Below are 25334 nucleotides of genomic sequence, written 5' to 3' on the forward strand. Positions count from 1 at the left end.
CTGACAAAAAAGTGTTAGTAACCGTTGATCAAAAAATCGAGTGCATCCCGCAATGAAGCCCGGTTTTGCGTAAGATCGGCGACACGCTCGCCTAACTCTTTTGGCGATATGCCTGCCATCATGTGCATCATGACCACGCAAGGCTTACCCGCTATCTCAACGACAGGGCACACTTTCGCAGGCGGTTGAATGCCTCCCAGGTGTCTAAGCTCAACTGCGGGAGCAACCAGGACATGTTTCATCACATTGGCCACCGGATGCTGCATATTGATTAGCCAGGGATAGGCAGTTTTCCCCTTACCTTCATTCTCATAAGCAAAATATTGCTCCATCAGAACGACCTCTGAAAGTCACTAAAGGAGCCGTTTTCATCAACCCATTGGTTAATGGCCTCGATAGACGCTTTATTTTCTGCTAACCACTCTGCGCGCTGATGCGCACGAAACTGCTCCTGCAGTGCAGCCGTGAGCACGGCAGAGAGATTAAGTTTAAGCCGTCTCGCCTCTTCCAGGATTTCTGGCGCTAACGACACATTGACTGATTTTTTGATGCCATGCGTAGTGCGCATGAGAACCCCCATAGGAATGCGCATGAATTGGCGAAGTGTAGCGTAATAAACGAGCATTTTCTATTCCCTTAAAAATGTAAGGTTTGAAGAGTAAATGGCGCGTTATAAGGTGTCACGCCTCGCGAAACGGTTTTGCGAGGCGCTTTCAGAGATTAATACTCATCCCGCTCGTCGTCTTCATCAGGCTGCTCCATCACGCTATACGCCACCGCGCAGAACAACGAGTTGAGACGCTTCATATCCCCCAGCAGCCCCAGATGCAGCGAACTGGTTTCGATACTCTGCACGTTCTGCTGGTGCAGACGCTCAACGTGGGCGTGCGAATAGCGGCGGTTCAGAATGCGGAAACGGTGCTTGTTACGGCGCAGGCGGCGCGCGCTCGGCACGTCGCTGGAGAAGAAGACCGACATCGCCAGCTTGAGGTTGCTGACCAGCTGTTCGTGCAGCGCTTCCAGCTCCTTCAGGCCCTCACCTGAAAACGCACGACGCGCGGCAAGGGATTTATCGGCAATCTCGCTGCCCATACGTTCAACGATATCCGACGCCTGCTCGAGGTTAAGCGACATCTCGATAATTTCCGCCCAGCGGCGAGATTCCTCTTCCGCCAGCTCGTCCTGCGGCATACGCGCCAGGTAAAGCTTGATGGCGGTATAGAGCACGTTGATATCGTCCGCTAATCTGCGCAGCTCTTTCTCTTCACGCGGCTCGCCGTGCATCACCTTTTGCAGGCCTTCGAGCATGGTTTCCATTGCGTCGCCCATGCGCAGCGTCTCGCGCGCGGCATTCGCCAGCGCCAGCGCCGGGGTATCCAGCGCGGAGGTATCCAGGTGCTTCGGTTTCAGGCGCGCATCCAGCTCCGGTTCGTCCTGAATGAGGCGTTCGCAGAAGCGGGCCATCGGCCCAGCGAACGGCACCATCGCCAGGCAGCGCACCAGGTTGTAGAACACGTGGAAATAGATCACCAGCTCCGCCTTCGGCAGCGGTAGGTTGTCCATCAGGTTCGCCAGCGGGTGCACAAACGGCAGAATAATCAGGCTGCCCACCAGCTTAAACAGCAGGCTGCCCAGCGCCACGCGGCGGGCAGCGGCATTGGCGGCGCTGTTATTGAGCATCGCCAGCAAGCCGGAGCCGAGGTTGGCCCCGATCACCAGACACAGCGCCACCGGGAAGGAGATCGCCCCTGCGGCGGTAAGCGTGGCCGTCAGCAGGACCGCCGCCAGGCTGGAGTAGCTGACGATAGCAAACACCGCACCGATCAGCGCATCCAGCATGATATCCCCGGTCAGGGAGGCGAAGATGACCTGCACGCCGTTGGCCTGGGTGATCGGCGTGACCGCCTGCACAATCAGCTCCAGCGCCAGCAGGATCAGCCCCAGGCCAATCCCTACGCGCCCGAGCTGTCCGGCGCGCGTCTGTTTGCGACCGAGGAAAAAAATAACGCCGATAAAAATCAGCAGCGGCGACAGCCAGGAGAGATCGAACGTAAGAACACGCGCCATCAGCGCGGTACCTACATCCGCCCCCAGCACAATCACCAGCGCCGGGGCGAGCGCGACCAGATCCTGCGCCACAAAAGAGGTGACAAGCAGGGTGGTGGCGTTACTGCTTTGAACCAGCGCCGTTACGCCAATGCCCGCGCAGAAGGCGAGCGGCTTCTTCTCAACGCTGCTGCTGAGAACGGTACGTAAGCGCGCGCCAAATACGCGCATCACGCCGGTACGGACGATATGGGTGCCCCATACGAGCAGTGCGACTGCAGAGAGCAGGTGTAACAGGGTCAGCACGGAAGGTTTTCCTCCTTATCGTTATCGATATTCCTGAGGTTCGCTGCGCGTTGCCATGCCGGATGGCGGCTACGCCTTATCCGGCCTACGCGTAGGCCCGGTAAGCGCAGCGCCACCGGGCAAAAGGGTTAGAACCTTATTTCAGTATAAGGGTTTAAACGTAAGAAAGAGACAGGGCGCCTCATGAGCGCCCTGTTTGTTGTAAGGAAAAGTGATTTTAGTCAGCGTCGTAGCCTAAATTCGGTGCCAGCCAGCGTTCCACTTCAGATACGCTCATGCCTTTGCGCAGGGCGTAATCTTCGATCTGATCCCGCTGCAGCTGCGCCACGGCGAAGTACTTGCTGTCCGGATGGCTGAAGTACCAGCCTGAAACTGACGCGCCTGGCCACATGGCGAACGACTCGGTGAGCTTCATGCCGGTATGGGCTTCCACGTCCAGCAGTTTCCAGATAGTGCCTTTTTCGGTGTGCTCCGGACAGGCCGGATAGCCCGGCGCCGGGCGAATGCCCTGGTAGTTTTCGCGGATCAGCTCCTCGTTGCTGAGGTTCTCATTCGCCGCGTAGCCCCAGTGCACCTTGCGCACGCGCTCGTGCAGGTACTCGGCGAAGGCTTCCGCCAGGCGGTCGGCAATCGCTTTCACCATGATTTTATTGTAATCATCGTGCTGCGCTTCGAACGCGTCCGCCAGCGCGTCTTCTTCAAGACCGCCGGTTACCGCAAAGGCGCCGATATAGTCGGCTTTACCACTCAGCTTCGGCGCGACGAAATCGGCCAGGCAGTAGTTGGCAAAGCCCACTTTCTCCGTTTGCTGGCGGAGATGGCGGCTGACCGCCAGCACGTGGGTGCGGGTTTCATCGCGGTAGATTTCGATGTCGTCGCCCACGCGGTTCGCCGGGAACAGGCCCACCACGCCGCGCGGGTTGAGGGTTTTCTCTGCGCTCAGCGTGTCTAGCATGTCGTTGGCATCTTTAAACAGGCGCTTCGCCTCCTCGCCTACCACCTCATCCTCCAGGATGCGCGGATATTTGCCCGCCAGCGACCAGGTCATAAAGAACGGCGTCCAGTCAATGTAGTTGCGCAGCGTCTCGATGCTGGCCGTTACGTCCTGCACGCCCAGGCGGTGCGCCACCGGCGGCGTGTAGCTGGACCAGTCAAAGGCCAGATCGTTGTCGCGCGCCGCCTGAAGCGAAACAGGCGGGGTGCGCGGCTTCTTACGGCCGTGCTGGATGCGGACGGTTTCGTACTCTTTGCGGGTGCGCGCCACAAAATCGTCGCGCTGGGTGTCGGAGAGCAGCGCGGAGACCACGCCCACCGTGCGCGAGGCGTTCTGCACGTATACCGTCGGGCCGCTGTAGTTCTGCTCGATTTTTACCGCCGTGTGCGCTTTCGAGGTGGTCGCCCCGCCAATCAATAACGGAATGGTGAAGCCCTGTCGCTCCATCTCTTTTGCCACGTTGACCATTTCGTCCAGCGACGGCGTAATCAGACCGGAGAGGCCAATCAGGTCGGCGTTCACCTCGCGCGCGGTCTTGAGGATTTTATCCGCCGGGACCATCACACCGAGGTCGATAATTTCGTAGTTATTGCACTGCAGCACCACGCCGACGATATTCTTGCCGATGTCGTGCACGTCGCCCTTCACGGTGGCGATGACCATTTTGCCGTTGCTGGAGCCTTTCTCTTTGCTGGCTTCGATGTAGGGTTCGAGATACGCCACCGCCTGCTTCATCACGCGGGCGGATTTTACCACCTGCGGCAGGAACATTTTGCCCTCACCGAACAGATCGCCGACCACGTTCATGCCGTCCATCAGCGGGCCTTCGATCACCTCAATCGGGCGGTCTGCCTGCTGGCGCGCCTCTTCAGTATCGAGCTCGATAAATTCGGTGATGCCTTTGACCAGCGAGTATTCCAGACGCTTTTTCACGTCCCAGGAACGCCACTCGGCCTGCTGAACGTTTGCCGCCTCATCCGATTTGCTGCCGCGATATTTCTCCGCCAGGTCCAGCATGCGCTCGGTGGCGTCGTCGCGACGGTTAAGGATCACGTCCTCGACGGCATCGCGCAGCTCTGCAGGAAGGTCGTCGTAAATCGCCAGCTGTCCGGCGTTAACGATCCCCATATCCATGCCGTTGCGGATGGCGTAGTAGAGGAACACGGCGTGGATCGCTTCACGCACCGGGTCGTTACCGCGAAACGAGAACGACACGTTCGATACGCCGCCGGAGATCAGCGCATGCGGCAGCTCGCGCTTGATGTCTTCACATGCGCCGATAAAGTCCTGGGCATAGTTGTTGTGCTCTTCAATCCCGGTCGCGACGGCGAAAATGTTCGGGTCAAAGATAATATCTTCCGGCGGGAAGCCCACCTCTTCGGTCAGAATTTTGTACGCGCGGCGGCATATCTCGATTTTGCGCTCGCGGGTATCCGCCTGGCCCACTTCGTCAAAAGCCATGACCACCACGGCGGCACCGTAGCGGCGGATCATCTTCGCGTGGTGGATAAAGATATCAACGCCCTCTTTCATCGAGATAGAGTTGACGATGCCTTTACCCTGAATGCACTTCAGCCCTTTTTCGATGACTTCCCACTTAGAGGAGTCAATCATAATCGGCACGCGGGCGATGTCCGGCTCCCCGGCGATCAGGTTGAGGAAACGCACCATCGCCGCTTCGGCGTCGAGCATCCCCTCGTCCATGTTGATATCGATAATCTGCGCGCCGCTTTCCACCTGCTGGCGGGCGACGTCCAGCGCTTCGCTGTACTTCTCTTCTTTGATCAGACGCTTGAACTTCGCGGAACCGGTGACGTTAGTCCGCTCACCCACGTTCACAAAAAGGCTGTCGTCGCCGATGGTCAACGGCTCGAGGCCGGAAAGGCGACAGGCAACCGGAAGCTCGGGCAGCTTGCGCGGCGGCAGACCGGCCACCGCACGGCTCATGGCCGCGATGTGCTCCGGCGTGGTGCCGCAGCAGCCGCCGACGATATTCAGGAAGCCAGACTCGGCCCACTCGCGGATTTGCGCCGCCATGGTGTCGGCATCGAGATCGTATTCGCCAAACGCGTTCGGCAGACCGGCGTTCGGGTGGGCGGTGACGTAGCATTCCGCGATGCGGGAAAGCTCCTGCACGTACTGGCGCAGCTCGTCCGGCCCCAGCGCGCAGTTGAGGCCGAAGGAGAGCGCTTCGGCGTGACGCAGGGAGTTATAAAACGCTTCGGTTGTCTGGCCGGACAGGGTGCGGCCGGAGGCGTCGGTGATGGTGCCGGAAATCATGATCGGCAGGTCAACGCCCAGCGCCTCAAACTCCTCTTTCACCGCGTAAATCGCGGCTTTGGCGTTGAGGGTGTCGAATACGGTTTCAATCAGGATCAGGTCGGAACCGCCTTCCACCAGCGCTTTGGTCGATTCGCGGTAGGCGGCAACCAGCTGGTCAAAGGTGATATTACGAAACGCCGGGTCGTTGACGTCCGGTGAAATCGACGCGGTGCGGTTCGTCGGGCCAAGCACCCCGGCAACGTAGCGCGGCTTGTCCGGCGTGCGGGCCGTCCACTCGTCGGCGCAGGCGCGCGCCAGCTTCGCGGCTTCCAGGTTGATTTCCGCCGACAGGGATTCCATCTGGTAATCCGCCATGGCGATGGTTGTCGAGTTGAAGGTGTTGGTTTCAACGATATCCGCACCCGCTTCGAAGTAGGCGTTGTGGATATCCTTAATAACGGACGGCTTGCTGAGCACCAGCAGGTCGTTGTTCCCTTTCAGGTCGCAGGGCCAGTCGGCAAAGCGCTCGCCGCGGAAATCGTCTTCACTCAGACGATAGCCCTGGATCATGGTGCCCATGCCGCCGTCCAGCACCAGAATTCGTTCATTTAACTGCGCACGCAGTTGCTCTACTTTGCTGCTCACACTTGCTCCCGACAACGCTCAACAAGGCCAAAAGGCTGGGTTCCATACTGGCACAATCTCGCGGGGTGGAAAAGTCGCACAGCGGTAACATGAGACATGTTCACCATCACTCCTCCGATCAGTCAGGATAACGGTTGCAAATTCACCAAATAAAACGAAAATGATTTCCACGATACAGAAAAAGGAGATCGTCATGGTCGCGACCGTTCCCGCCAAACGCGGCAGAAAGCCTGCTGCCACTACCACCGCCCAACAGGGCGGACAGGTTCAATCGCTCACGCGCGGTCTGAAGCTGCTGGAGTGGATAGCCGAGTCGCACGGCAGCGTGGCCCTGACGGAGCTGGCCCAGCAGGCTGGCCTGCCAAACTCCACCACCCACCGCCTGCTGACCACCATGCAGCAGCTGGGCTTTGTCCGCCAGGTCGGCGAGCTGGGGCACTGGGCGGTGGGCGCGCACGCGTTTATCGTCGGCAGCAGCTTCCTGCAGAGCCGCAACCTGCTGGCGATTGTGCACCCGATTCTGCGCAAGCTAATGGAAGATTCCGGCGAGACCGTAAACCTGGCGGTGCTGGACCAGAGCGACCACCAGGCGATTATCATCGACCAGGTGCAGTGCACGCAGCTGATGCGCATGTCTGCACCAATTGGCGGCAAGCTGCCGATGCACGCCTCCGGGGCGGGGAAAGCGTTTCTCTCACAGCTGAGCGAGGAGCAGGTGACGGGGCTGCTGCACCGTAAAGGGCTGCACGCCTATACCCACGCCACGCTGGTGTCGCCCGTGCATCTAAAAGAAGATCTGGCCCTGACCCGCAAGCGCGGCTATTCGTTTGATGATGAAGAACATGCCCTGGGCCTGCGCTGCCTCGCGGCCTGCATTTTTGACGAGCACCGCGAGCCGTTTGCCGCGATCTCCATATCCGGTCCGATTTCGCGCATGACCGATGACCGCGTGACAGAACTGGGTGCGCTGGTGATTAAGGCGGCGAAAGAGGTGACGCTGGCGTACGGTGGGATTCGTTGAGATCGCTTTGCCGGGTGGCGGCTTCGCCTTACCCGGCCTACATGATGTCCTCTGAAAACCTGATGCTAAACCTCTGCTTGCGGCGGTAGGCGTACACATCTTCGACATGCCCGTTTTTGATCCGCGTTTGCAGTCCGCGCCAGTAGCTGGCACGGAACAGGTCCTCATGCATCTCTTCGAATAGCGGCCCGATGCGCGGGTCGGCGCACAGCCAATGGCGAAACTCCTCCGGAAACACATCGCCCGGCGAGACGCTGTACCACGGCTCGCCGGAAAGCTCATCTTCCGGGTAGCGGGGCGGCGGGATATCGCGGAAGTTCACCTCGGTCATGTAGCAAATTTCGTCGTAGTCGTAGAACACCACCCGCCCGTGGCGGGTGACGCCGAAGTTTTTAAACAGCATATCCCCCGGGAAGATATTGGCGGCGGCAAGCTGGCGAATTGCGTTCCCGTACTCTTCAATGGCATCACGCAGCGCCTGACCGTCGGACTGTTCCAGCCAGATATTGAGCGGCACCATGCGGCGTTCAATGTAGAGATGGCTTATCACGATTTTGTCGCCATGATCGGTGATTTTGCCGGAGGCTTCCTGCAGTAAAAGCGTCATGAGCGCCGGATCGATCTGCTGCTTATCCAGCACAAAGTTTTCGAATTCCTGGGTATCCGCCATGCGTCCGACGCGATCGTGCTCTTTAACCAGCTGGTAGCAGGCGCGAACATGGGCTGCGGTCATCTCTTTCTGTGGCGCAAACCTGTCTTTAATCACCTTAAATACGCGGTCAAAGCCCGGAAGCGTAAACACCAGCATTACCATGCCGCGAATGCCGGGCGCTTCGATGAACTGCTCATCCGCCGTGGTGACATAGCGCAGGTACTCCCGGTAGCTTTCCGTCTTGGCGTGCTTCTGGCAGCCAATCGCCATATACAGCTCGGCGGTGGTTTTGCCCGGCAGGATCTCGCGCAGCCACTCCACCAGGGCGGCAGGCAGCGGGGCGTACACCATGAAATAGGAGCGGGCGAAGCCAAACACGATGCTGGCCTCGGCGCCAGTGGTCAGGCAGGTATCGACAAACAGTTCCCCGTCGTCGGTACGGTGAATGGGCAGCAGAAACGGCACAATGGCGGTCGGCGTAACCAGTTTGCCCACCAGCCAGGCGGCTTTATTACGGTAGAAAAGCTCGTTGGCAACCTGCAAATGGCTGTGGCTAAGCACCTCCGCGCCGAAGGTTTCGTTGAGATGGGTGTGAATATAGCCGATATCCCGGGCTTTATTCTCCCAGGGCAGGCGCAGCGGCAGATCCGTTAGCACGCGGTGCAGGAGCTTTTCCCAGCCGCGGTCGGGAAAGAAATCTTTCGCCAGCGGACGTGGAATGGTTCGAAAGCGGCGCTCGGGCTGGGAGCTGAAGATAAATAACCGCTCAGGAGATAGTGAGCGGTGGTCAAATAACCGGCAATAGACGGAGTTGAAAAAGCTCTCCGCAATCTCGAAGCGCGGGTAGTCGGGTAACAAATGGGTGTAGTGCTCCTTCACGCGCAGTAAAAATTCTGCATCCGGGCTTTTACCGTCGGTGATACAGCGCAGCTGCTCCACCACCAGACCCACGTGGTGGTCGTAGAGATGGATACGCTGCTTCATGGCCTGCTGAACCGCATGCCAGTCTGCATGTTCAAAGCGCTGCTGCGCGCCGGATGTCACTTCAAGAAAACGACCATACTGGGCATCGAAGCCCTGCAAAATAGTTTGAGCAATCAGTAATTCCAGGCCACGCGACATATATTCCCCCTCACCCCAACCCTCTCCCCGAGGGGGGAGAGGGGGAAAAGATTAGAACTGTGCTTCTTCGGTTGAACCCGTTAAGGCGGTGACGGAGGATGTGCCACCCTGAATGATGGTCGTCACGTTATCGAAGTAGCCTGTTCCCACCTCCTGCTGGTGAGACACGAAGGTATAGCCGTCTTTGCCCGCGGCAAACTCCGGCTGCTGCACCTTCTCAACGTAGTGCTTCATGCCCTCACCCTGCGCGTAGGCGTGCGCCAGGTCGAACATGTTGAACCACATACTGTGGATGCCTGCCAGGGTAATGAACTGGTATTTGTAGCCCATGTCGGACAGCTGCTGCTGGAAGCTGGCGATGGTTTTGTCATCCAGCTTTTTCTGCCAGTTGAAGGACGGCGAGCAGTTGTAGGCCAGCAGCTTGCCCGGGTATTTCGCGTGGATGGCGTCGGCAAAGCGTTTTGCCAGCGCCAGATCCGGCGTGGAGGTTTCACACCAGACCAGGTCCGCATAAGGCGCGTACGCCAGCCCGCGGCTGATCGCCTGTTCAATGCCGGCATGGGTGCGGTAGAAGCCTTCGCTGGTACGCTCGCCGGTGATGAACTCGCTGTCGTACGGGTCGCAGTCAGAGGTAATCAGGTCCGCCGCGTCCGCATCGGTACGGGCAATCACCAGCGTCGGCACGCCGAGCACGTCAGCAGCCAGACGCGCGGCAACCAGCTTCTGAATCGCTTCCTGAGTCGGAACGAGCACCTTACCGCCCATATGTCCGCATTTCTTCACTGACGCCAGCTGGTCTTCGAAGTGTACGGCCGCTGCACCGGCCTCAATCATCGATTTCATCAGCTCGAAGGCGTTCAGCACGCCGCCGAAGCCTGCTTCCGCATCCGCGACGATCGGCAGGAAGTAGTCCGTAAAGCGCGGATCGCCAGGTTCGATACCTGCGGCCCACTGGATCTGATCCGCACGGCGGAAGGTGTTGTTGATCCGATCCACCACCGACGGCACGGAGTTAGCCGGATAGAGCGACTGATCCGGGTACATGCTGGAGGCCAGGTTGGCGTCCGCCGCGACCTGCCAGCCGGAGAGGTAAATCGCCTCAATACCGGCCTTCGCCTGCTGCAGCGCCTGACCGCCGGTCAGCGCTCCGAGGCTGTTGATGTAACCCTTTTTAGAGCCACCGTGCAGCAGCTTCCACATTTTCGCCGCGCCATTTTGCGCCAGCGTGCATTCCGGATTGACCGAGCCGCGTAATTTCACCACTTCCTCCGCGCTGTAAGGACGGCGGATGCCTTCCCAGCGAGGTTGTGTCCACTCTTTCTTTAACTCTTCGATTTGTTGGGTACGGGTTTTCATGTGCAGATGCTCCATATTGTTATGCGGTGAGTTACGCCAGGAAGCGGTAGCCCGGCAGGGTCAGGAAGTCGATTAAGTCATCTGATGTGGTGATTTGCTCCATCAGGCGCGCAGCGTCGTCAAAACGCCCGCTGCTGAAGCGGTGTTCGCCCAGCTCGTCCTGGATCACCCGCATCTCTTCGGCCAGCATCTGGCGGAACAGAGATTTGGTTACCGGCTTGCCGTTGCTGAGCGTTTTTTGATGGTGGATCCACTGCCAGATGGAGGTACGTGAGATCTCCGCCGTCGCGGCATCTTCCATCAGGCCGTAGATCGGGACACAGCCGTTGCCGGAGATCCACGCTTCGATGTATTGCACGGCGACGCGAATATTGGCACGCATGCCCTCTTCCGTCCGCTCGCCCGCACACGGAGCCAGCAGCTGTTCTTCAGCGGTTGGGGCATCGTCATCGCGCGTGACAAACAGCTGGTTTTTATTGTCACCGAGTACGCGATTGAAAACCTCCATCGCCGTGTCGGCCAGGCCGGGATGGGCAATCCACGTGCCGTCGTGACCGTTACGGGCTTCAAGCTCTTTGTCGGCCTTCACCTTGTTGAGCACCTGATTGTTGCGTTCTGCGTCTTTGCTCGGGATAAATGCCGCCATGCCGCCCATCGCAAAGGCACCGCGCTTGTGGCAGGTTTTGATCAGCAGACGCGAGTAGGCGCTCAGGAACGGTTTATCCATGGTCACGACCTGGCGATCCGGCAGCACGCGATCGGGATAGTTTTTCAGGGTTTTGATGTAGCTGAAAATATAGTCCCAGCGTCCGCAGTTCAGGCCGACAATGTGGTCGCGCAGGGCGTGCAGAATTTCATTCATCTGGAACACGGCTGGCAGCGTTTCAATCAGTAGCGTGGCCTTGATGGTGCCGCGCGGCAGGTTGAAACGATCTTCAGCGTAACTGAACACCTCGCTCCACCAGGCCGCTTCCTGCCAGGCCTGCGTTTTCGGCAGATAGAAATAAGGTCCGCTGCCTTTTGCCAGCAGGTTTTTGTAGTTGTGGAAAAAATAGAGTGCGAAATCAAACAGGCTGCCCGGAATGGCTTCCCCACGCCAGGTAACATGTTTTTCAGGCAGGTGCAGGCCGCGTACGCGACAGATCAGCACCGCCGGGTTCGGTTTGAGCTGGTAAATTTTGCCGGCTTCGTTGGTGTAGCTGATGGTGCCATTCACGGCGTCGCGCAGGTTGATCTGCCCGTCGATAACTTTGTTCCAGTCTGGTGCCAGTGAGTCTTCAAAATCCGCCATAAAGACTTTAACGTTGGCATTCATGGCGTTGATCACCATTTTGCGCTCTACCGGACCGGTGATCTCAACGCGACGATCCTGTAAATCTTCAGGGATGCCGCGGATTTTCCACTCACCGCGACGAATGGAAGCGGTTTCCGAAATGAAGCCAGGCAACTTGCCATCGTCAATTTCCTGCTGCTGATGAATGCGCGCCGCCAGCAGCTTATTGCGCTGCGGCGTAAAGCGGGTCACCAGTTCAGTCAGAAACTCTACCGCTTCCGCCGTCAACACTTGCTGTTCTTGCTCTCCGTACGGCTTGGTAAAGGCCAGTTCATCGACCGTCGTTGCCTGTTGAGTCATTACTCTGCTCCTCATCAAAGATCCAAAATCACGCCCCCGATGCGAACGAAAGATCGTTGGGTAGTTTTCGCTCAGCAGAATTAAGACTATCTATATTTTTCCTAAAATCAAAAACAATTTCCATTTTAATTATTAATTGTAATTAATTGATTGATTTTATTAAGATTAAAGTTTAATCGAACAGTGAGTGACATTTCGGAAATAAAAAAAGCACCCGAAGGTGCCTGATTTGAATAGCTGAAACGCTTTAGGATCGTTTAGTGCAGAAGATTACTCCAGCGTCGGATTCATGTGACGCAGATCGTATGGCGTTATCTGATAGACGTAATAGTTGAGCCAGTTGGTAAAAAGCAAATTCCCGTGACTGCGCCAGGTTGCTCTCGGTTTGTTTTGCGGGTCGTCTTTCGGGAAATAGTTGTACGGTACATCCGGATTAAGACCCGCTTCGACATCACGGAAATACTCTGACGCGAGGGTATGCGGATCGTATTCAGGATGCCCAGTCACAAATGCAATGCGTTTATCCTTGCTGGCAAACAGATAAGCATCTCCATCTTCCGTTTCGGCCAGGATCTCCAGATCGGTGTAATCACGAATCAGCTGGGCCGGGAAATCGGCGTAGCGAGAATGCGGCGCCAGGAAAGAGTCATCGAAACCACGCGTCAGCAGCGCGTGTGGATGAAGAATGTGGTGTTCGTATACGCCGGAGAGCTTTTCAGTGCGGGTTTGCTTGGGGATGCCATAAAGAATATTCAGTGCGGCTTGTACCGCCCAACAGACAAACAATGTGGACGTGACGTGATCTTTTGCCCACTCCAGAACCTGTTTGATCTGCGGCCAGTAGGCGACATCGTTAAATTCAACCAGGCCAAGCGGCGCGCCGGTCACAATCAGTCCGTCGAAGTTTTCACCCTGAATGTCATCGAAGTTACAGTAGAAGTTGTTCAGATGCTCAGAAGGCGTGTTGCGTGACTCACGGGCATCGATTCGCAGCAGCTGAATATCAACCTGCAGCGGGGAGTTAGACAGAAGACGCAGGAACTGGTTTTCTGTTTCGATCTTTTTTGGCATCAGATTGAGAATAAGCACCTTCAGCGGGCGAATTTCCTGACCTGTCGCACGCGAAGCCGTCATCACGAAGACGTTTTCTTCACGCAAGAAATTGACGGCTGGTAGCTCGTCCTGCACCCGAATCGGCATAACTTAATATCCTCACAGCATACGTATAAACGTTTAGACATCCAGATAGCTAACGATACCCAGAAATGGTTTGAATGTCGAGTCTGCAAGAGGAAGGTGAGAAAGTTTCAAGGAGGGGGAAAAACAAAAGCAAAAAACCCCGCACCTTACGGTACGGGGTTCTTCTAATTGATGCCTGGCAGTTCCCTACTCTCACATGGGGAGACCCCACACTACCATCGGCGCTACGGCGTTTCACTTCTGAGTTCGGCATGGAGTCAGGTGGGACCACCGCGCTAAAGCCGCCAGGCAAATTCTGTTAAATCTGTATCAAAGCTGAAATTGATTGTCTGTCTCTCTTCGCCGAAACAGCTTCGGCGTTGTAAGGTTAAGCCTCACGGTTCATTAGTATCGGTTAGCTCAACGCATCGCTGCGCTTACACACCCGACCTATCAACGTCGTAGTCTTCAACGTTCCTTCAGGACCCTTAAAGGGTCAGGGAGAACTCATCTCGGGGCAAGTTTCGTGCTTAGATGCTTTCAGCACTTATCTTTTCCGCATTTAGCTACCGGGCAATGCCATTGGCATGACAACCCGAACACCAGTGATGCGTCCACTCCGGTCCTCTCGTACTAGGAGCAGCCCCCCTCAATTCTCCAGCGCCCACGGCAGATAGGGACCGAACTGTCTCACGACGTTCTAAACCCAGCTCGCGTACCACTTTAAATGGCGAACAGCCATACCCTTGGGACCTACTTCAGCCCCAGGATGTGATGAGCCGACATCGAGGTGCCAAACACCGCCGTCGATATGAACTCTTGGGCGGTATCAGCCTGTTATCCCCGGAGTACCTTTTATCCGTTGAGCGATGGCCCTTCCATTCAGAACCACCGGATCACTATGACCTGCTTTCGCACCTGCTCGAGCCGTCACTCTCGCAGTCAAGCTAGCTTATGCCATTGCACTAACCTCCTGATGTCCGACCAGGATTAGCTAACCTTCGTGCTCCTCCGTTACTCTTTGGGAGGAGACCGCCCCAGTCAAACTACCCACCAGACACTGTCCGCAACCCGGATTACGGGTCTACGTTAGAACACCAGCCATTAAAGGGTGGTATTTCAAGGTTGGCTCCACGCAGACTGGCGTCCACGCTTCAAAGCCTCCCACCTATCCTACACATCAAGGACCAGTGTTCAGTGTCAAGCTATAGTAAAGGTTCACGGGGTCTTTCCGTCTTGCCGCGGGTACACTGCATCTTCACAGCGAGTTCAATTTCACTGAGTCTCGGGTGGAGACAGCCTGGCCATCATTACGCCATTCGTGCAGGTCGGAACTTACCCGACAAGGAATTTCGCTACCTTAGGACCGTTATAGTTACGGCCGCCGTTTACCGGGGCTTCGATCAAGAGCTTCGCGTTGCCGCTAACCCCATCAATTAACCTTCCGGCACCGGGCAGGCGTCACACCGTATACGTCCACTTTCGTGTTTGCACAGTGCTGTGTTTTTAATAAACAGTTGCAGCCAGCTGGTATCTTCGACTGATTTCAGCTCCACCCGCAGGGGCTTCACCTACATATCAGCGTGCCTTCTCCCGAAGTTACGGCACCATTTTGCCTAGTTCCTTCACCCGAGTTCTCTCAAGCGCCTTGGTATTCTCTACCTGACCACCTGTGTCGGTTTGGGGTACGATTTGATGTTACCTGATGCTTAGAGGCTTTTCCTGGAAGCAGGGCATTTGTTACTTCAGCACCGTAGTGCCTCGTCATCACACCTCAGCGTTAGAAGAGTTCCGGATTTACCTAAAACTCCCGCCTACATGCTTAAACCGGGACAACCGTCGCCCGGCTAACATAGCCTTCTCCGTCCCCCCTTCGCAGTAACACCAAGTACAGGAATATTAACCTGTTTCCCATCGACTACGCCTTTCGGCCTCGCCTTAGGGGTCGACTCACCCTGCCCCGATTAACGTTGGACAGGAACCCTTGGTCTTCCGGCGTGCGGGCTTTTCACCCGCATTATCGTTACTTATGTCAGCATTCGCACTTCTGATACCTCCAGCATGCCTCACAGCACACCTTCAACGGCTTACAGAACGCTCCCCTACCCAACAACGCATAAGCGTCGCTGCCGCAGCTTCGGTGCATGGTTTAGCCCCGTTACATCTTCCGCGCAGGCCGACTCGACCAGTGAGCTATTACGCTTTCTTTAAATGATGGCTGCTTCTAAGCCAACATCCTGGCTGTCTGTGCCTTCCCACATCGTTTCCCACTTAACCATGACTTTGGGACCTTAGCTGGCGGTCTGGGTTGTTTCCCTCTTCACGACGGACGTTAGCACCCGCCGTGTGTCTCCCGTGATAACATTCTTCGGTATTCGTAGTTTGCATCGGGTTGGTAAGCCGGGATGGCCCCCTAGCCGAAACAGTGCTCTACCCCCGAAGATGAATTCACGAGGCGCTACCTAAATAGCTTTCGGGGAGAACCAGCTATCTCCCGGTTTGATTGGCCTTTCACCCCCAGCCACAAGTCATCCGCTAATTTTTCAACATTAGTCGGTTCGGTCCTCCAGTTAGTGTTACCCAACCTTCAACCTGCCCATGGCTAGATCACCGGGTTTCGGGTCTATACCCTGCAACTTAACGCCCAGTTAAGACTCGGTTTCCCTTCGGCTCCCCTATACGGTTAACCTTGCTACAGAATATAAGTCGCTGACCCATTATACAAAAGGTACGCAGTCACACCACGAAGGTGCTCCCACTGCTTGTACGTACACGGTTTCAGGTTCTTTTTCACTCCCCTCGCCGGGGTTCTTTTCGCCTTTCCCTCACGGTACTGGTTCACTATCGGTCAGTCAGGAGTATTTAGCCTTGGAGGATGGTCCCCCCATATTCAGACAGGATACCACGTGTCCCGCCCTACTCTTCGAGTTCACAACCTGTGTGCTTTCGTGTACGGGACTATCACCCTGTACCGTGCGACTTTCCAGACGCTTCCACTAACACACAAGCTGATTCAGACTCTGGGCTGCTCCCCGTTCGCTCGCCGCTACTGGGGGAATCTCGGTTGATTTCTTTTCCTCGGGGTACTTAGATGTTTCAGTTCCCCCGGTTCGCCTCGTTAACCTATGTATTCAGTTAACGATAGTGTGTCGGAACACACTGGGTTTCCCCATTCGGACATCGCCGGGTCAAAGGTTCATATCACCTCGCCGGCGCTTTTCGCAGATTAGCACGTCCTTCATCGCCTCTGACTGCCAGGGCATCCACCGTGTACGCTTAGTCGCTTAACCTCACAACCCGAAGATGTTTCTTTCGATTCATCATCGATTTGCGAAAATTTGAGAGACTCGAACACACATAACATGTGTGTCGTTTCAATTTTCAGCTTGATCCAGATTTTTAAAGAGCAAAACTTCTTAATGCACTCAAAAGTACATTCAGAAGTTCATCATTCATCAGACAATCTGTGTGAGCACTGCAAAGGCAGGTTCTTTAAGGTAAGGAGGTGATCCAACCGCAGGTTCCCCTACGGTTACCTTGTTACGACTTCACCCCAGTCATGAATCACAAAGTGGTAAGCGCCCTCCCGAAGGTTAAGCTACCTACTTCTTTTGCAACCCACTCCCATGGTGTGACGGGCGGTGTGTACAAGGCCCGGGAACGTATTCACCGTAGCATTCTGATCTACGATTACTAGCGATTCCGACTTCATGGAGTCGAGTTGCAGACTCCAATCCGGACTACGACGCACTTTATGAGGTCCGCTTGCTCTCGCGAGGTCGCTTCTCTTTGTATGCGCCATTGTAGCACGTGTGTAGCCCTACTCGTAAGGGCCATGATGACTTGACGTCATCCCCACCTTCCTCCAGTTTATCACTGGCAGTCTCCTTTGAGTTCCCGGCCGGACCGCTGGCAACAAAGGATAAGGGTTGCGCTCGTTGCGGGACTTAACCCAACATTTCACAACACGAGCTGACGACAGCCATGCAGCACCTGTCTCAGAGTTCCCGAAGGCACCAAAGCATCTCTGCTAAGTTCTCTGGATGTCAAGAGTAGGTAAGGTTCTTCGCGTTGCATCGAATTAAACCACATGCTCCACCGCTTGTGCGGGCCCCCGTCAATTCATTTGAGTTTTAACCTTGCGGCCGTACTCCCCAGGCGGTCGACTTAACGCGTTAGCTCCGGAAGCCACTCCTCAAGGGAACAACCTCCAAGTCGACATCGTTTACGGCGTGGACTACCAGGGTATCTAATCCTGTTTGCTCCCCACGCTTTCGCACCTGAGCGTCAGTCTTTGTCCAGGGGGCCGCCTTCGCCACCGGTATTCCTCCAGATCTCTACGCATTTCACCGCTACACCTGGAATTCTACCCCCCTCTACAAGACTCTAGCCTGCCAGTTTCGAATGCAGTTCCCAGGTTGAGCCCGGGGATTTCACATCCGACTTGACAGACCGCCTGCGTGCGCTTTACGCCCAGTAATTCCGATTAACGCTTGCACCCTCCGTATTACCGCGGCTGCTGGCACGGAGTTAGCCGGTGCTTCTTCTGCGGGTAACGTCAATCGACAAGGTTATTAACCTTATCGCCTTCCTCCCCGCTGAAAGTACTTTACAACCCGAAGGCCTTCTTCATACACGCGGCATGGCTGCATCAGGCTTGCGCCCATTGTGCAATATTCCCCACTGCTGCCTCCCGTAGGAGTCTGGACCGTGTCTCAGTTCCAGTGTGGCTGGTCATCCTCTCAGACCAGCTAGGGATCGTCGCCTAGGTGAGCCGTTACCCCACCTACTAGCTAATCCCATCTGGGCACATCTGATGGCAAGAGGCCCGAAGGTCCCCCTCTTTGGTCTTGCGACGTTATGCGGTATTAGCTACCGTTTCCAGTAGTTATCCCCCTCCATCAGGCAGTTTCCCAGACATTACTCACCCGTCCGCCGCTCGTCACCCGGAGAGCAAGCTCTCCTGTGCTACCGCTCGACTTGCATGTGTTAGGCCTGCCGCCAGCGTTCAATCTGAGCCATGATCAAACTCTTCAATTTAAGTTTGATGCTCGTGAATTAAACTTCGTAATGAATTACGTATGTTCACTCAGAGACTTGGTATTCATTTTATTGTCCGAAGACATTAAGAATCCATGTCACTTTGAGTGCCCACACAGATTGTCTGATAAATTGTTAAAGAGCAGTGCAACGCGGCTTTCGCTCACCGTTGCGAGGTGGCGTATATTACGCTTTCCTCTTTCAGAGTCAACCCGTTATTTCAGGATTTTTTCTCTTCAACCGACCGGGTTGTTTGTGAAGTGATTCACATCCGCCGTGTCGATGGAGGCGCATTATAGGGAGTTCTCAGCAGGCCGCAACCGCTAAATGACAGAAAAATGACTGACTGCTGCATTCCACAGCAAAACCCCGCCTTATACCTTTTTACACACAGACTTATCCACAATGATACGAAAAAGTGAAAATGTGCGAGCGTTGCGCAAACGTTTTCGTTAAAATGCTCGCGCTTAATAAGGATGCCCCGTCAGGTGTGTTAGATGAGTTTTTCGCAGGAAAATTCATCTAACGCTCTCTGTAATCGTGAAATCCAGGGGATTTACCATGCAACAACGTCGTCCAGTCCGCCGCGCTCTGCTCAGTGTTTCTGATAAAGCCGGTATCGTCGAATTCGCTCAGGCACTTTCCGCACGCGGTGTGGAGCTGCTTTCTACAGGCGGCACCGCTCGCCTGTTAGCAGATAAAGGTCTGCCGGTAACCGAAGTGTCCGATTACACCGGTTTCCCGGAAATGATGGATGGACGCGTCAAAACTCTGCACCCGAAAGTACACGGCGGTATTCTTGGCCGTCGCGGTCAGGACGACGCCATTATGGAAAAGCATGACATCGCGCCAATCGACATGGTGGTTGTTAACCTCTACCCGTTTGCCCAGACCGTTGCCCGCGAAGGCTGTTCACTGGAAGATGCCGTAGAGAATATTGATATCGGCGGCCCGACCATGGTGCGCTCCGCGGCCAAGAACCATAAAGATGTGGCCATCGTCGTAAAGAGCAGCGATTACGAAACCATTATTAATGAGATGGATGCCAACGAAGGGTCCCTGACGCTTGCAACGCGTTTCGACCTCGCCATCAAAGCCTTCGAACACACCGCCGCGTACGACAGCATGATCGCCAACTACTTCGGTAGCCTGGTGCCAGCCTACCACGGTGAAAGCAAAGATCCTTCCGGCCGCTTCCCGCGCACCCTGAACCTGAACTTCATTAAAAAGCAGGATATGCGCTACGGCGAGAACAGCCACCAGCAGGCTGCCTTCTATATAGAAGAAGAGGTAAAAGAAGCCTCTGTCGCGACAGCCCAGCAGGTTCAGGGCAAAGCACTCTCCTATAACAACATTGCCGACACCGACGCCGCGCTGGAATGTGTGAAAGAGTTCAGCGAGCCGGCCTGCGTTATCGTTAAGCATGCGAACCCATGCGGCGTTGCAGTGAGCACCTCTATTCTGGATGCCTACGATCGCGCCTACAAAACCGACCCGACCTCTGCTTTCGGCGGCATTATCGCCTTCAACCGCGAGCTGGATGCTGAAACGGCTCAGGCCATCATCTCCCGCCAGTTCGTTGAAGTGATCATCGCGCCATCCGCATCCGAAGAGGCGCTGAAAATCACCGCCGCGAAACAGAACGTGCGCGTACTGGTTTGCGGCCAGTGGGCAGAACGCGTGCCGAGCCTGGACTTCAAGCGCGTGAACGGCGGCCTGCTGGTTCAGGACCGCGATCTGGGTATGGTGACAGAAGCCGACCTGCGCGTGGTGACCAAGCGTCAGCCGAGCGAACAGGAACTGCGTGATGCGCTGTTCTGCTGGAAGGTCGCCAAGTTCGTCAAATCCAACGCCATCGTCTACGCGAAAGAGAACATGACCATCGGAATAGGTGCAGGCCAGATGAGCCGCGTCTACTCCGCGAAAATCGCGGGTATTAAAGCAGGCGATGAAGGTCTGGAAGTCAAAGGCTCCGCCATGGCTTCTGACGCCTTCTTCCCGTTCCGTGACGGTATCGACGCGGCAGCCGCGGTAGGGATCACCTGCGTGATCCAGCCTGGCGGTTCAATCCGCGACGATGAAGTGATTGCCGCCGCCGACGAACACGGCATTGCGATGATCTTCACCGACATGCGCCACTTCCGCCATTAATTCCCGGAGCTGAAAATGAAAGTATTAGTAATTGGTAACGGCGGACGCGAGCACGCTCTGGCGTGGAAAGCGGCGCAGTCTCCGCTGGTGAAAACGGTCTTCGTGGCACCGGGCAACGCCGGTACCGCCCTGGAGCCGACGCTACAGAACGTCGCCATTGGCGTAACCGACATTCCGGCGCTGCTGAGCTTTGCCCAGAGCGAGAAAATCGACCTGACCATCGTCGGCCCGGAAGCGCCGCTGGTGATTGGCGTCGTCGATGCCTTCCGCGCGGCGGGCCTGACAATCTTCGGGCCAACGCAAGGTGCCGCGCAGCTGGAAGGCTCTAAAGCCTTCACCAAAGATTTCCTCGCGCGTCATAACATCCCGACGGCGGAATATCAGAACTTCACCGAAGTAGAGCCAGCCCTGGCCTATTTACGTGAAAAAGGCGCGCCGATTGTTATCAAGGCCGACGGTCTGGCCGCCGGTAAAGGCGTGATCGTGGCGATGACCCTCGAAGAAGCAGAAGCCGCGGTTCAGGATATGCTGGCGGGCAACGCCTTTGGCGATGCGGGCCACCGCATCGTGATCGAAGAGTTCCTCGACGGTGAAGAGGCCAGCTTTATCGTGATGGTCGACGGCGAGCACGTTCTCCCGATGGCCACCAGCCAGGACCACAAGCGCGTGGGTAATGGCGATACCGGCCCGAATACTGGCGGAATGGGCGCTTACTCCCCTGCTCCGGTAGTGACTGATGAAGTACACCAGCGCACCATGGATCGCGTCATTTGGCCAACCGTGAAAGGGATGGCGGCGGAAGGCAACACCTACACCGGTTTCCTCTATGCGGGTCTGATGATCGACAAGCAGGGTAACCCTAAGGTTATCGAATTCAACTGCCGCTTTGGCGATCCGGAAACGCAGCCCATCATGCTGCGTATGAAATCCGATCTGGTGGATCTGTGTCTTGCAGCCTGCGAAGGCAAGCTCGACGAGAAAACCTCAGAGTGGGACGAGCGCGCGTCTCTGGGCGTGGTGATTGCTGCGGGTGGTTACCCGGGCAACTACAACACCGGGGATGAGATCCACGGACTGCCGCTGGAAGAGATTGACGGTGCGAAGGTGTTCCATGCCGGTACGAAGCTGGCTGAAGACGATCGCGTCCTCACCAACGGCGGACGCGTGCTGTGTGCGACCGCGCTGGGTCATACCGTGGCAGAGGCGCAGAAGCGCGCCTATGCGCTGATGGCGGATATTCACTGGAACGGCAGCTTTAGCCGTCAGGATATCGGTTATCGCGCGATTGCACGCGAGCAGGGCGAGTAATTTCACACCCTCACTCTAACCCTCTCCCTCAAGGGAGAGGGAACTTAAATCAAAAACTCTTTTCCGTCGGCTGCCAGGTGCAGAAGTCTTCGTTCGCCACCAGCAGCAGCTGAGAGCCTTCCGGCGCTTCCAGCCACGCCACACTCACCTCCACTGATGAATGACGCTGACGGCGTTGAATGTGTTCTGTTGCCCAGGATTCGAGCTCGGGCTTGACCGTCTGCCCTTCGCAGGTGGTTACCGTTCCATCGGCATGCCAGCGCCCCTGGCGCAGCACAACGCGGCCCAGACGAAGCGCATCGCTGGTCTGGCGGATTTGTTCGGCACGATAACGGTAGAGGGCGATTTGATCGCTGGAAAGCTGCTGTTTTTGACCGCTGACTTCACGCTGCATAAAGCTCAGCTCGCCATGGTCGTCAAAACGCACTTTCACGTGTTCGGGGGTCTTGCTGTAGACGTTCAGTTCAATCAGCGACAGGTCATCTCCCTGCCAGCGATATTCCGCCGTCGACGTATTGCCGTTATGCCACGGGCTGAAGGCAGAAAGCAGATGCACTTCGCCGCCGGAATCTTTGCGCCAGATCCTGACCGCACCCTGGTTGTCCGCGTAACCGCTGGCGGTAAACGGCGGCAGTGAGGTGTCGTGGCTGCAGGCGGACAGCAGCAGCATGCCTGCCAGCGCGAGCGTTCCACGCCAGAAAGACAAAAGGGGCGTTGCCGCCCCTTCGCTAAAACTGTTCACTGCCACGCGTCTTACTTAACAGCGTCTTTCAGTGCTTTACCAGAAACAAATGCCGGCACGTTAGCTGCGGCGATTTTGATTTCTTTACCGGTCTGCGGGTTGCGGCCAGTACGCTCAGCGCGGTGGTTCACTTTGAAGGTACCGAAACCAACCAGTTGTACAGCATCGCCTTCTTTCAGAGACTCAGTAATAGCAGCCAGGGTAGATTCCAGAGCAGCTTTAGCCTGCACTTTAGACAGATCAGCCTTGTCCGCAATTACATCAATCAGTTGAGTCTTGTTCATAAGTTATCCTTTCAATGTGTTTATCGCTTGCTAAGCATCGAGTGCGACGAAAATGCCAAAAAAGCACTCTCCTGCATACACGCACCGATAGCCACTTTTTTTCGCCCCCCAAATGTAGACCAGACAAGGGGCGAAAGGGAAGAGTCGAGGAGCGACAAAACGGGCGTTATCTCAAGTTTTCTTATCTCATTGGTTAAAAATTATACCAATATTGCTCTCAGCAGCCTCTCGTAAGTCCGCGCGTAGCCCTTTTATCAGCTCGATATCGCGTTCTTCACACTCTGCCAGCAGGCGGAAAATTTCCCACTGAATGTCCCATTCTTGCTCAACCGCCGGGTTTGCACGCAGCTCTTCGTCGGTCATCTCGCGACCTTCCTGGGTCATTTCCAGCATCGCGACGGTCGTAATAGATGCCTTACTGACTTCAATAGCGTGCTCCAGCGTTTCACCGCTCAGACGGGAGTGAAGCAGTTCGCTTAACGCCACGCAGGCATCAATGGCCGGGTAGACGCCGTACAGGTCAAAATCATCCGCAGCCGGAATCGCCTCTTCCAGCTTTTCCAGCTGGGAGTCGAAGTTCACCTTCGCGTCTTTTACCGTCAGCGTTTCCCAGATCAGATCCAGAATGCGGCGGTAGATATGGCCATCACCAAAGCCCGTCTCCTTACAGAACGCGGCATAGTTGGGATACATGCGCTCGCACAGGCAAGCCATAAACGTCACGTGCTGCCAGCTTTCAACTTTCTCAAGGCGCAGGTGAATCGGGTTTTGTAGCATGATGATCTCTCGAATCGAAAATTAGGCGCAGTTTACCTGAATCATCACTAAATTTCCTGCCAACGAACAAAAGCCGGACGCGAAGATGCCACGGCGTCTGCCCAGCGCGTCGGCTCCGGCAAGCGGTAGCCCTTCATACAGCGCTGCACCCACGCCAGGGCGCTGTCCATGCTCACCCGGTGCCCGGTGGCGATAAACAGCGGGTTACAGCGCGCCTTGCTGCGCCAGACCCACGCTAGCTGCTCGCCTTTATGGACAAGCGGCGCCAGCGCGCCCGGCTCGGCGGAAAGAGGTTCAAACGCGCCGCACAGGCGTTTCTTGGCGACGCCAATGGTCGGCACATCCACCAGCAGCCCAAAGTGGCTGGCAACGCCTAAACGGCGCGGGTGTGAAATACCGTGTCCATCGACAAACAGCAGGTCAGGTTTTTGCGAGAGTTGCTCCCACGCTGCCAGCAGCGCGGGATATTCGCGGAAGGAGAGAAAGCCTGGAATGTACGGCATGGTGGTCGCGATACGCGCAACCTTGTACTCCACCAGCTCAAGCGACGGGTATTTCAGTACCACCATCGCCGCTCGCGTCACTTCTCCGCCCTGCTCGAACCCGACGTCTGCTCCGCCAATGTACTGCGGAGGATCTTTATCCAGACGATCCTCGCGGATCACTGATGATGCCAGTTCGATTTGCTGAGCGCGTAGCGACGCGAGATCCATAACCACTCCTTACTTGTGATACTGGGCAGAAAGCCGATGCACCGCCTCCACAAATACGCCTGCGTGTTCTGGCGGCACATCCTGATGGATGCCGTGGCCGAGGTTAAAGACGTGGCCTTCCCCCTGGCCGAAACCAGACAGTATAGTCGACACTTCTTCTTCAATGCGGGCAGGTGGCGCATAGAGCATGGACGGATCCATATTGCCCTGCAGCGCCACTTTGTCGCCCACGCGGCGGCGAGCATCGGCAATATCGGTGGTCCAGTCGAGGCCCAGCGCGTCGCAGCCGGTTGCCGCCATCGCTTCCAGCCACTGACCGCCACCTTTGGTGAACAGCGTCACCGGCACGCGACGACCTTCGTTTTCACGCAGCAGGCCGTCAACGATTTTGTGCATGTAGTACAGGGAGAACTGCTGATAATCGCGCCCGGTCAGCACGCCGCCCCAGGTATCGAAAATCATCACCGACTGTGCACCAGCCTTAATCTGCGCGTTCAGATAGAGGGTGACGCTCTTCGCCAGCTTGTCGAGCAGCGCATGCAGGGCCAGCGGCTCGGCGTACATCATCTTTTTAATCATGGTGAAAGCTTTGCTACTGCCCCCTTCCACCATATAGGTCGCCAGCGTCCACGGGCTGCCGGAGAAGCCAATCAGCGGCACTTCACCTTTCAGCTCGCGGCGAATGGTGCGTACGGCGTTCATCACGTAGCCCAGCTCGCCTTCCGGATCGGGGATCGGCAGCTTATCCACGTCGGCTTTGCTTTTGATTGGGGAGGTGAAACGCGGACCTTCACCGGTTTCGAAGTACAGGCCAAGGCCCATTGCATCCGGAATGGTCAGAATATCCGAGAAGAGGATCGCAGCATCCAGCGGGAAACGGCGCAGCGGCTGGAGCGTGACTTCACAGGCCAGCTCGGCGTTTTTGCACAGCGACATAAAATCGCCCGCCTGCGCGCGCGTGGCTTTGTACTCTGGCAGATAGCGTCCCGCCTGGCGCATCATCCACACCGGGGTGACATCAACGGGCTGGCGCAGCAGCGCACGCAGATAACGATCGTTCTTCAGTTCGGTCATTTTTGCAGTTCCTTAAGCGTCATGGCCTC

Annotated in this window: 16 protein-coding genes and 3 rRNA genes; 3 read left to right on the forward strand and 16 right to left on the reverse strand. The window is 56.3% G+C overall.

From position 1 onward, the window contains the following. Positions 1-14: 14 nt before the first annotated feature. The 4 genes from NQ230_RS21940 to metH all read right to left on the reverse strand — a co-directional run bounded on the left by NQ230_RS21940 (position 15) and on the right by metH (position 6253). Positions 15-332, reverse strand: coding sequence for a CcdB family protein (locus NQ230_RS21940; protein WP_121426206.1), 318 nt, complete (start codon positions 330-332; stop codon positions 15-17). Further along, the gene (locus NQ230_RS21945) at positions 332-625 is read right to left on the reverse strand and encodes a type II toxin-antitoxin system CcdA family antitoxin (RefSeq protein ID WP_014830260.1); all 294 of its coding nucleotides are present in this window, start codon (positions 623-625) and stop codon (positions 332-334) included. Before NQ230_RS21945 ends, NQ230_RS21940 begins: the two co-directional genes overlap by 1 nt. A 95-nt stretch (positions 626-720) precedes the next feature. Then, on the reverse strand, positions 721-2352 hold the full coding sequence (locus NQ230_RS21950; protein WP_159515306.1) for a Na/Pi cotransporter family protein: 1632 nt from the start codon (positions 2350-2352) through the stop codon (positions 721-723). Between the two features lie 217 nt (positions 2353-2569). Beyond that, positions 2570-6253, reverse strand: a complete 3684-nt coding sequence (gene metH, locus NQ230_RS21955; protein WP_257259162.1) for a methionine synthase — start codon at positions 6251-6253, stop codon at positions 2570-2572. 193 nt (positions 6254-6446) lie between these two features. Here metH and iclR point away from each other — a divergent pair, with 193 nt between their 5' ends. Then, positions 6447-7274 (forward strand): glyoxylate bypass operon transcriptional repressor IclR, encoded by an 828-nt coding sequence (gene iclR, locus NQ230_RS21960; RefSeq protein ID WP_159515305.1) that lies wholly within the window; start codon positions 6447-6449, stop codon positions 7272-7274. 37 nt (positions 7275-7311) lie between these two features. On the opposite strand, the gene aceK is transcribed toward iclR, so the two are convergent. The 7 genes from aceK to NQ230_RS21995 all read right to left on the reverse strand — a co-directional run bounded on the left by aceK (position 7312) and on the right by NQ230_RS21995 (position 18256). After that, the gene (gene aceK, locus NQ230_RS21965) at positions 7312-9048 is read right to left on the reverse strand and encodes a bifunctional isocitrate dehydrogenase kinase/phosphatase (RefSeq protein WP_257259167.1); all 1737 of its coding nucleotides are present in this window, start codon (positions 9046-9048) and stop codon (positions 7312-7314) included. A gap of 51 nt (positions 9049-9099) precedes the next feature. Continuing rightward, positions 9100-10404: an isocitrate lyase gene (gene aceA / locus NQ230_RS21970; protein WP_029742132.1), complete on the reverse strand. Its 1305-nt coding sequence runs from the start codon at positions 10402-10404 to the stop codon at positions 9100-9102. Positions 10405-10435: 31 nt separating this feature from the next. Continuing rightward, the gene (gene aceB, locus NQ230_RS21975) at positions 10436-12037 is read right to left on the reverse strand and encodes a malate synthase A (RefSeq protein WP_121426201.1); all 1602 of its coding nucleotides are present in this window, start codon (positions 12035-12037) and stop codon (positions 10436-10438) included. Positions 12038-12307: 270 nt separating this feature from the next. Further along, positions 12308-13237 (reverse strand): homoserine O-acetyltransferase MetA, encoded by a 930-nt coding sequence (metA, locus tag NQ230_RS21980; protein WP_024906663.1) that lies wholly within the window; start codon positions 13235-13237, stop codon positions 12308-12310. A gap of 173 nt (positions 13238-13410) precedes the next feature. Continuing rightward, positions 13411-13526 (reverse strand): 5S ribosomal RNA (gene rrf / locus NQ230_RS21985). A gap of 74 nt (positions 13527-13600) precedes the next feature. Continuing rightward, positions 13601-16506: ribosomal RNA gene (locus NQ230_RS21990) — 23S ribosomal RNA — on the reverse strand. Positions 16507-16714: 208 nt separating this feature from the next. Then, a 16S ribosomal RNA gene (locus NQ230_RS21995) occupies positions 16715-18256 on the reverse strand. The 16S, 23S and 5S rRNA genes sit together here, the layout of an rRNA operon. Before the next feature lie 561 nt (positions 18257-18817). On the opposite strand from NQ230_RS21995, the gene purH reads away from it, so the two are divergent. Next, a complete protein-coding gene (purH, locus tag NQ230_RS22000) occupies positions 18818-20407 on the forward strand; it encodes a bifunctional phosphoribosylaminoimidazolecarboxamide formyltransferase/IMP cyclohydrolase (RefSeq protein WP_121425949.1) in 1590 nt (529 codons plus the stop codon). A gap of 15 nt (positions 20408-20422) precedes the next feature. Next, positions 20423-21715 carry a phosphoribosylamine--glycine ligase gene (gene purD, locus NQ230_RS22005; protein ID WP_080330445.1) on the forward strand — a complete coding sequence of 431 codons (1293 nt, stop codon included), beginning with the start codon at positions 20423-20425 and terminating at the stop codon, positions 21713-21715. A gap of 49 nt (positions 21716-21764) precedes the next feature. Here purD and NQ230_RS22010 read toward each other — a convergent pair whose 3' ends face one another. The 5 genes from NQ230_RS22010 to hemE all read right to left on the reverse strand — a co-directional run bounded on the left by NQ230_RS22010 (position 21765) and on the right by hemE (position 25305). Further along, positions 21765-22457, reverse strand: a complete 693-nt coding sequence (locus NQ230_RS22010; protein WP_257261358.1) for a DUF1481 domain-containing protein — start codon at positions 22455-22457, stop codon at positions 21765-21767. Between the two features lie 11 nt (positions 22458-22468). Then, entirely contained in the window at positions 22469-22741 is a 273-nt protein-coding gene (gene hupA, locus NQ230_RS22015; protein WP_002445246.1) for a nucleoid-associated protein HU-alpha, read from the reverse strand. A gap of 186 nt (positions 22742-22927) precedes the next feature. Further along, a complete protein-coding gene (locus tag NQ230_RS22020; RefSeq protein ID WP_029742042.1) occupies positions 22928-23518 on the reverse strand; it encodes a YjaG family protein in 591 nt (196 codons plus the stop codon). Positions 23519-23565: 47 nt separating this feature from the next. Further along, the gene (gene nfi, locus NQ230_RS22025; RefSeq protein ID WP_257259176.1) at positions 23566-24231 is read right to left on the reverse strand and encodes a deoxyribonuclease V; all 666 of its coding nucleotides are present in this window, start codon (positions 24229-24231) and stop codon (positions 23566-23568) included. Between the two features lie 9 nt (positions 24232-24240). Further along, positions 24241-25305 carry a uroporphyrinogen decarboxylase gene (hemE, locus tag NQ230_RS22030; RefSeq protein ID WP_029742041.1) on the reverse strand — a complete coding sequence of 355 codons (1065 nt, stop codon included), beginning with the start codon at positions 25303-25305 and terminating at the stop codon, positions 24241-24243. Positions 25306-25334: the final 29 nt, after the last annotated feature.

Source organism: Enterobacter asburiae, assembly GCF_024599655.1.
GTDB classification, from domain to species: Bacteria; Pseudomonadota; Gammaproteobacteria; order Enterobacterales; family Enterobacteriaceae; genus Enterobacter; species Enterobacter asburiae_D.

Coding starts and splice junctions, on each gene's coding strand:
- purH (WP_121425949.1), top strand. CDS start 18,818: ATGCAACAACGTCGTCCAGTCCGCCGCGCTCTGCTCAGTGTTTCTGAT.
- iclR (WP_159515305.1), top strand. CDS start 6,447: ATGGTCGCGACCGTTCCCGCCAAACGCGGCAGAAAGCCTGCTGCCACT.
- NQ230_RS21940 (WP_121426206.1), bottom strand. CDS start 332: ATGGAGCAATATTTTGCTTATGAGAATGAAGGTAAGGGGAAAACTGCC.
- aceB (WP_121426201.1), bottom strand. CDS start 12,037: ATGACTCAACAGGCAACGACGGTCGATGAACTGGCCTTTACCAAGCCG.
- aceA (WP_029742132.1), bottom strand. CDS start 10,404: ATGAAAACCCGTACCCAACAAATCGAAGAGTTAAAGAAAGAGTGGACA.
- hemE (WP_029742041.1), bottom strand. CDS start 25,305: ATGACCGAACTGAAGAACGATCGTTATCTGCGTGCGCTGCTGCGCCAG.
- purD (WP_080330445.1), top strand. CDS start 20,423: ATGAAAGTATTAGTAATTGGTAACGGCGGACGCGAGCACGCTCTGGCG.
- hupA (WP_002445246.1), bottom strand. CDS start 22,741: ATGAACAAGACTCAACTGATTGATGTAATTGCGGACAAGGCTGATCTG.
- aceK (WP_257259167.1), bottom strand. CDS start 9,048: ATGTCGCGTGGCCTGGAATTACTGATTGCTCAAACTATTTTGCAGGGC.
- metA (WP_024906663.1), bottom strand. CDS start 13,237: ATGCCGATTCGGGTGCAGGACGAGCTACCAGCCGTCAATTTCTTGCGT.
- NQ230_RS22020 (WP_029742042.1), bottom strand. CDS start 23,518: ATGCTACAAAACCCGATTCACCTGCGCCTTGAGAAAGTTGAAAGCTGG.
- nfi (WP_257259176.1), bottom strand. CDS start 24,231: ATGGATCTCGCGTCGCTACGCGCTCAGCAAATCGAACTGGCATCATCA.
- NQ230_RS21945 (WP_014830260.1), bottom strand. CDS start 625: ATGCTCGTTTATTACGCTACACTTCGCCAATTCATGCGCATTCCTATG.